The sequence below is a fragment of the Acetobacter sp. AN02 genome (genome assembly GCF_029759835.1).
GTDB lineage: Bacteria > Pseudomonadota > Alphaproteobacteria > Acetobacterales > Acetobacteraceae > Acetobacter.
In genome coordinates this window covers 1-7144 of the sequence record NZ_JAJJND010000106.1, presented here as the reverse complement: position 1 = coordinate 7144, position 7144 = coordinate 1, and the positions used below count along the sequence as shown (strand labels likewise).

At 60.0% G+C, this 7144-nt stretch carries 8 protein-coding genes and 1 other RNA gene; 3 read left to right on the top strand and 6 right to left on the bottom strand.

Annotated elements, in window-relative coordinates:
- Positions 1-95 precede the first annotated feature (95 nt).
- Together LOC54_RS10670 and gluQRS are read left to right on the top strand one after the other, a co-directional pair.
- On the top strand, positions 96-257 hold the full coding sequence (locus tag LOC54_RS10670; RefSeq protein WP_279313798.1) for a hypothetical protein: 162 nt from the start codon (positions 96-98) through the stop codon (positions 255-257).
- 176 nt (positions 258-433) lie between these two features.
- Positions 434-1318 carry a tRNA glutamyl-Q(34) synthetase GluQRS gene (gene gluQRS / locus LOC54_RS10665; RefSeq protein ID WP_279313797.1) on the top strand — a complete coding sequence of 295 codons (885 nt, stop codon included), beginning with the start codon at positions 434-436 and terminating at the stop codon, positions 1316-1318.
- On the opposite strand, the gene LOC54_RS10660 is transcribed toward gluQRS, so the two are convergent.
- The 5 genes from LOC54_RS10660 to nrdR all read right to left on the bottom strand — a co-directional run bounded on the left by LOC54_RS10660 (position 1309) and on the right by nrdR (position 5147).
- A complete protein-coding gene (locus tag LOC54_RS10660) occupies positions 1309-1701 on the bottom strand; it encodes a VOC family protein (RefSeq protein ID WP_279313796.1) in 393 nt (130 codons plus the stop codon). The genes gluQRS and LOC54_RS10660 overlap by 10 nt on opposite strands.
- Before the next feature lie 138 nt (positions 1702-1839).
- On the bottom strand, positions 1840-3519 hold the full coding sequence (locus LOC54_RS10655; RefSeq protein ID WP_279313795.1) for a fumarate hydratase: 1680 nt from the start codon (positions 3517-3519) through the stop codon (positions 1840-1842).
- Between the two features lie 85 nt (positions 3520-3604).
- Positions 3605-4144: an SspB family protein gene (locus LOC54_RS10650; protein WP_279313794.1), complete on the bottom strand. Its 540-nt coding sequence runs from the start codon at positions 4142-4144 to the stop codon at positions 3605-3607.
- Positions 4145-4291: 147 nt separating this feature from the next.
- Positions 4292-4603: a transfer-messenger RNA gene (gene ssrA, locus LOC54_RS10645) on the bottom strand.
- Positions 4604-4634: 31 nt separating this feature from the next.
- Positions 4635-5147: a transcriptional regulator NrdR gene (gene nrdR / locus LOC54_RS10640; RefSeq protein ID WP_279313793.1), complete on the bottom strand. Its 513-nt coding sequence runs from the start codon at positions 5145-5147 to the stop codon at positions 4635-4637.
- A gap of 114 nt (positions 5148-5261) precedes the next feature.
- On the opposite strand from nrdR, the gene LOC54_RS10635 reads away from it, so the two are divergent.
- Positions 5262-5753 carry a copper chaperone PCu(A)C gene (locus LOC54_RS10635; protein WP_279313792.1) on the top strand — a complete coding sequence of 164 codons (492 nt, stop codon included), beginning with the start codon at positions 5262-5264 and terminating at the stop codon, positions 5751-5753.
- On the opposite strand, the gene LOC54_RS10630 is transcribed toward LOC54_RS10635, so the two are convergent.
- Entirely contained in the window at positions 5754-7004 is a 1251-nt protein-coding gene (locus LOC54_RS10630; protein WP_279313791.1) for a hypothetical protein, read from the bottom strand.
- Positions 7005-7144: the final 140 nt, after the last annotated feature.

Genomic DNA, 7144 nt, shown 5'->3' with positions numbered 1-7144 from the left:
TTATGCACAACAAAAATCACATGCTTTAGCCGCTTAAATCAGATAAAAAACGTCTCCACAAAACCCGGGGCAATTCATGGGGCGAGATCAAACGGATGTCCTGGGGGTTCTGGAAACGCTTTGGTGACGAGGCCTGGGCGCTGGTCAGTCGTCAGCACTGGACCGGCATCAGCAACGCCTCTCCCAACGGTGAGGCACTGGATGCTCTCGTGGCACAGATGCGTGCTTCGGCGGAGCAGGAAGAGGGATTTGCCTGAGAGCGTTTTCCGGGGTGGTACCGGCTTCATGCCGGTGCCACCCTGTCTGCCGGGCTGACGGAACCAAGCGGCCCGCAGGCCTCCCCGCGGAGATATTTCTTTCCGGGAAGACAGCCGCCTGACATATCTGAGCACCTCAGTTTGTCGCTTCTGATTATTCCGGATGCCAGTTCTTCATGTCCGCCTCCTCTTTCCCCGTCACCCGTTTTGCCCCCAGCCCGACCGGTCGTCTGCATCTGGGGCATGTCGCGGCGACTCTGTTCTCTCGTCGGGCAGCCGGGCCTGAGGGGCGGTTTCTGCTGAGGCTGGAGGATATCGATCCTCAGCGCTGCCGGGAGGCCTTCGCATCAGGAATTACCGAGGATCTGGCCTGGCTCGGCTTTCGCTGGGAAGAGCCGGTGTGGCGGCAGTCGCAGCGGATGACACACTATAAAGCCACACTGGACAGCCTCACCTCACGCGGGCTGCTTTATCCGTGTTTCTGTACACGGGCGGATATTCAGCGGGAAATAGCGGACAGTGCTCATGCCCCGCATCAGGCACCGGATGGAAGCCGGGTCTATCCCGGAACGTGCCGGACTCTTTCTTCTGATGCCGCTGCTGCACGAATCGCAGCCGGAGAAACATATGTGCTGCGGCTGGATATGGAGCGGTCCCGTGCAGCAGCCGGACATGATCTGTTCTGGCATGAGCGCGGAGCCGGCCGGATTCCCTGTCATCCGGAGGCCTTCGGAGATATTGTGCTGGCACGCAGGGATGTGCCCGCATCTTATCATCTGTGTGTCACGCATGACGATGCAGCGCAGGGCGTGACGCTGGTGACCCGCGGGACGGATCTGCGTCCGGTCACCGCTGTGCACCGGCTTCTGCAGACCCTGATGGGATGGCCGGAGCCGGAATATCTGTTTCACCCGCTTGTGTGTGATGAAACCGGACGCAGGCTTTCAAAGCGGGATGGGGCCCTGACCGTGCAGTCCATGCGGGAAAACGGAATATGCCCGGAACAAGTGATCCGGGCTGCTGATGAGGCGCTTGCCCGGTCAGATCGTGATCAGCCCTGATAGGAGGCAATCTCGATCAGATTTCCGTCCGGATCGTTACAATACACAGACGTAACCGGGCCGAGCGCACCAAGACGGGCCACCGGTCCCTCGGTAACGACCACGCCGCATTTCCCGAGATGTTCGATCACGTTCTCGCTCTCCACGGCCGTGATGAAGCACAGATCCGCGGTTCCGGGCAGAGGATTGCGTGATGTTTCCCAGCCCTCCGCACCTTCCGGGCGGAGATTGAGCTTCTGCCCGCCGAATTTCAGAGCCGTTCGATTGTTCCTGCCGTATTCCTCACGCTCCATCCCGAGAACCCGCTGATACCAGGAGGAGGATACTTCCAGGTCACGCACTGTCAGAACGGCATGATCAAGGCGATCGACGGTAAAGCGCATAGAGCCTCTCAGGACTGAAGGAATGGCGGAAAAGACAGGATCTCCGCCGGACAGATTCCTGATTAAACCGGGCCGGGATGCTTCTGTAAATGATCCCCTTCCGCACACCCCGTCCGGGATGCGCGGAAGAGAGAGATATCAGCCGGTCAGACCTGCATAGAAATCATTCCCCTTGTCATCAATGACGATGAACGCAGGGAAATTTTCGACCTCGATTTTCCATACAGCTTCCATGCCCAGTTCCGGATATTCCAGAACCTCGACTTTCTTGATGCAGTCTTTTGCCAGCCGGGCAGCCGGACCGCCCACCGAACCGAGATAGAAGCCGCCCCAGGTCTGGCAGGCATCTTTCACGGCTTTCGAGCGGTTGCCCTTCGCAAGCATCACGTAGGAGCCGCCTGCCTTCTGCAGTTCATCGACATAGGAATCCATACGGCCCGCCGTGGTGGGACCGAACGACCCCGTCGGCATGCCTTCAGGCGTCTTGGCCGGGCCTGCGTAGTAGACCGGATGATCCTTCAGATACTGTGGCAGCCCCTCCCCCCGCTGCAGACGCTCACGGAATTTCGCATGAGCGATATCACGCGCGACAACCACGGTGCCGGTCAGGGACAGACGGGTTTTTACGGGGTGCTTTGAAAGCTCCTCGCGGATTTCATCCATCGGCCTGTTGAGGTCGATCTTCACCTCCTGGCCGCCCAGATGCTCGTCCGTCGTTTCCGGAAGGAAGCGGGCCGGATCCTGTTCCAGCTGCTCCAAGAATACGCCTTCTGCCGTGATTCGGGCCTTGACCTGGCGATCAGCTGAGCAGGACACGCCGATTCCCACCGGAAAGGATGCACCATGGCGCGGCAGCCGCACGACGCGCACGTCATGGCAGAAATATTTGCCGCCGAACTGGGCACCGATCCCGAGCTTACGGGTCAGTTCCAGAACGGCCTGCTCCATTTCCTTATCGCGGAATGCCTGCCCCTGGGCACTGCCCTCGGTCGGCAGCGTGTCGTAATAATGCGTGGAGGCCATCTTGACGGTCTTCAGTGTCTGCTCGGCCGACATGCCTCCGAAGACGATCGCGAGGTGATAGGGCGGACAGGCCGACGTGCCGAGCGAGCGGAGCTTGCCTTCCAGCCACTTCAGCAGGTTTTCCTGGGTGGACAGGAGCGCGCGGGTTTCCTGGAACAGGAATGTCTTGTTGGCCGAACCGCCTCCCTTGGCGACAAACAGAAGATCGTACTGCTCGGGATGATAGTCGCCCGGATTTGCCGCGATATCGATCTGAACCGGTAGATTCGTCCCCGTGTTCTTCTCCTGAAACATCGTCAGCGGCGCCATCTGGGAATAACGCAGCGCCGTGCGGGTATAGGTGCTGTAGACACCGCGGGAGAACGCCTCCTCATCGTTGCCATCTACCCATACACGCTGGCCCTTCTTGCCGACGACGATGGCCGTGCCCGTATCCTGACACATCGGAAGCGCGCCTCCGGCGGCGATGCTCGCGTTTTTCAGGAGGTCGAAGGCAACGAAGCGATCATTATCCGATGCCTCGGGATCCTTGAGGATACTGGCCAGAGACTGAAGATGTGACGGGCGCAGGAGGTGAGCCACGTCATTGAAAGCTGCGGAAGACAGCTCTGCCAGCGTCTGCGGTGAAATGTGGAGGATGGTTTTCCCGCCGCATTCCGACGTCGACACCCCTCCGATATCCAGCTTACGCCAGGGCGTGCTGTCCTCACCCAGCCTGAAAAGCGGTGAATAGGTAAAATCAGGCGTTCCTGCCGGGGTGGCTCTGGACGACGCTGTGGCACTGTCGGCGGTCATAATCGCTCTCTCTCACATCCTTCATGCTCCGGCTCACGAGCGCAGAAGTGAACCGCAGCATGCAGCCGGCGCACGATGCCGTGCGTCAGCTCTGAACAGGCCCTTTCTTCCGGAACGCATCAAGACTCACGACTGAAGCGGCGGCGTCCGGCCTTTCCTCTTCCGTCTTTTCCTCCGTAACCGTCACGTCGTCCGCTTCCTCAGCCGCAGTCTCCTTCGGACTCTCGGGCGGCGTGAAACGCAGCGAGAGCTGGATATACGGATCGGCAAACGCCGTAATGGCCGCGAAAGGAATCGCGAGTATCGAACCGACGCCCCCGAACGAGAGTCCCACAGTGACACGCTTCAGAATCCGGTCCGCTTTCAGGTCCCAGAACTGATGCTGCAGCACGATGGTCATCTCATGCGGATACTGTGCACGAAGACGGGCTGGTATCTCCGTGCCAGGCCAGTCGGTGCGGAAAGTCAGATAGAAATGATGCTCGCCTGCAAGCCCCTGATGGCTCACATATTCGAGTGCACGGATCATTACTTCGCGATAGGCGTCTTCCATCCACTGATCATACGGCAGCAGACTTTCGGGAAGCCCCCCGGTGAATTCGTTGTCGTCGCCATCATCGGCCATGGCAGCCCCCTCTCCTCCGGTGCTCAGCCGGACTCATCCGGTCCGGGACGTGCGTATCAGCACTGACCTCTCTATGCCAGAGATCAGCCGCCACGTCCTCCGGCTCTTCCGTATTTTTCGATGGGTTCCGGCAGATACAGCCGGAGAGGTGGGAGGGCTTCTGTTGCCCGGTGCCCTCCCGAACCGCGCTTATCGCTTATGCAGCGACAGCGAGCACCTCTGAGTTATCGTTGGCACTTGTGATTTAGCCCGATGACGGTGGTACAATGCCGGGCAAAAGGAAGGTCTTTACCACGCGTGTCGAGCCTGTTTCGTCCCCTCTGATCCTTCAGGCACCGGGCCTTCGGGATATCTGGTGGAGACGCCGGGTACCGCCCCCGGGTCCACTACGCTTATTCCAGCTTCCGTTTATCGCCATAGCCGGGGAGCAGGCTCCCCTTGCACTTCCGTATGTAGGCCTCCCGCAGACTTCATGCAAGAGATCATCACATCACGTCACATCACTGCTCTGATGCCGCTCCGTCCTCTTTTCCTTCGGGCGGATCAGTTCATCCTGGGGCACCAGTGTCGTGAGGATTTCAGAGAAGTCACTTGTTTCACGAAAGTCACGATAGACGCTGGCAAAGCGGACATATCCCACGCTGTCGACTGTATGCAGCGCGTCCATCGCCAGCTCACCGATCCGTTTTGTGGGAATATCCCCTTCGCCCGATGCCTCCAGGTGGCGCACGATTCCGCTGACCATCTGCTCGATCCTCTCCCCGCTGACCGGACGTTTACGCAGGGCGATCGCGATGGAACGGGTCAGTTTCTCCCGGTCGAAAGGCGTACGTCTGCCATCGCTCTTGACGACCGTCAGCTCGCGAAGCTGAACACGTTCGATTGTGCTGAAACGCTGACCGCAGGCAGCACAGGACCGGCGCCGCCTGATCGATGATCCGTCCTCGTTCGGACGGCTGTCCTTCACCTGTGTGTCCGCATGCCCGCAGAAAGGACAGCGCATCGCAAACTCCCGTCACATGGGCCTGTATCTCTTTTACTGGCCACCTCGCTCTGCGGGTTATAGGATAGCCCGGCATAAAAGTCCCGTGAGACTGCCCGAGTAAAAGGCCCTGAGATGAAGCTGTTTCCGTTGCGTATCCTGTCTGTCTTCTGTGTGGCTGCTTCCCTGTGCGCCGTGGGCCAGGCCCGGGCAGAAAATTCCGGCTCGGACGGAAGCACCTTTCCCGGTCAGGAGCGGGCTGCGAATGACATCACCATCACTGATGCATGGATGAAACTGGTCGGTCCGGCGCATAATGTCGGCGCCGTATTTTTTACGATCTCCAACTCCGCCGAGACTCCGCATCTGCTGAGCGGAGTGACGTCCCCTTCCTGCAAATCCACGGGGGGATATCACACGGACCAGCATCTGACAGAGCAGCTCAAGGCCCTGTTCACGCACCTGGCCCTTCCGGCGACATCAACTCTCGTCTTCCCGCCCGGCGGATATCATCTCGTCTGCGTGGACCCGGATCCGAGTCTGAAAACCGGCCAGATGGTCAGTTTCACATTCCACTTCATGGGCGGCACCGAGAAAACCGAATCCGTACAGGTCAGGAAAGACTGATCAGGCGGGTTCCATATGCGGATGCGCGCGCCTGAGCAGGTCGGCCACTTTTCCCGGACGCCCCGGGGCCTTCAGCCGTGCCTCACGCTCAAGACGATCCAGCGCCCAGGACAGATGCTCCGCTCCCTGCCCCGCCGCAAGGCAGCGCAGGAGCTGCAGCCAGGCTTCACGGTCTCCGGTTTCGGCCGCCTCCCGCAGCCAGAGCATGCCGTCTTCCGCCGGAAATGAACCGTTTCCTGAACGCATCACCAGTCCGGCAAGCTCCCTGACAGCATCCCTGCTGCCTTTCTCACGCGCCCTGCAGTACCAGCGGATCGCCTCTGTCAGATTCTGTTCCTCTCCTGCGGCGGCATACCAGCGCCCCAGTGTCAGAGCCGCTTCCTCGCTGTCGGCATTGGCGGCCTGACGCAGCCAGGTCACGCCATGCTCAGGCGAGGCCGCAACGGCCGGTGTGCCATAGAGCAGGACCCGTCCGAGACAGAATGCCGCATGACACTCCCCACCCTGCGCGGCTTTTTCCAGATGCAAAAAGGCTTTTGCAGGGTCCGGATGACCGAAACGGGCATCCTCCGCAATGACGGCTGTCAGATAATGGGCGGCAGGAAAATCCTGCTCCAGCGCCTGATCCAGCCAGTATGTGACAATCCCGACCCTGTCCGTAAAACCACCCGCTGCTTCGGGCATGACAGCCTCCAGCGCCTCACGCGCCAGCGCCGTACAGACCCATGGAGACCCTGATCCTGCGGCCTGACGCAGGGCATCCCGCTGGACCGTCTCAGGCGTGTCAGGATCAGAACTGAGATACCAGGCAAGAAAGACAGCAGCTTCCGGATCACCTGCTGCCACGCCTTTCTGAGCGGATTTCATAACCAGGGCACGATCCGGCTCCTGCGGCTCCCACGGGCCGAGCAGACTCACCCCCGTTCCCGCCTCCGGAATTCCATCGGCGCAGATCCGGGCAAGCCAGTTCCACGCCTTCCCGTCCCCGAGTTCTGCTGCATGTCTCATCCATCGCCGCGCACTTGGCGGATGGGACTCGATGCCCTCCCCCGTCAGATAGGCAAGGGCAAGATGGCGACAGGCCCGCGGGTTGTCACGCCGGGCAAATTCACGGAAAATCCGGACGGCTTCCTCGACCGGCAGTTCCCCCTCACAGGCCTTGTCCAGCAGGGCAAAAAGGGAGTTTTCCGGTGTCAGAAGGTTTTTCAGAAACGAAGCCACAACCAGTTCCTTCCGGACACAGTTTTCCATGTGCCAGGCTACGGCGTGTCGTCAGTTAAGGGCTGATTGCGGCACGTGAGGGTTGTACTTTGTGGCTTCCTGTGCAGACTGTTTTCCCGGTTTTGAGGGAGACAGACAGATGCGGCGTTACGGTTTACGCGACGATCAGT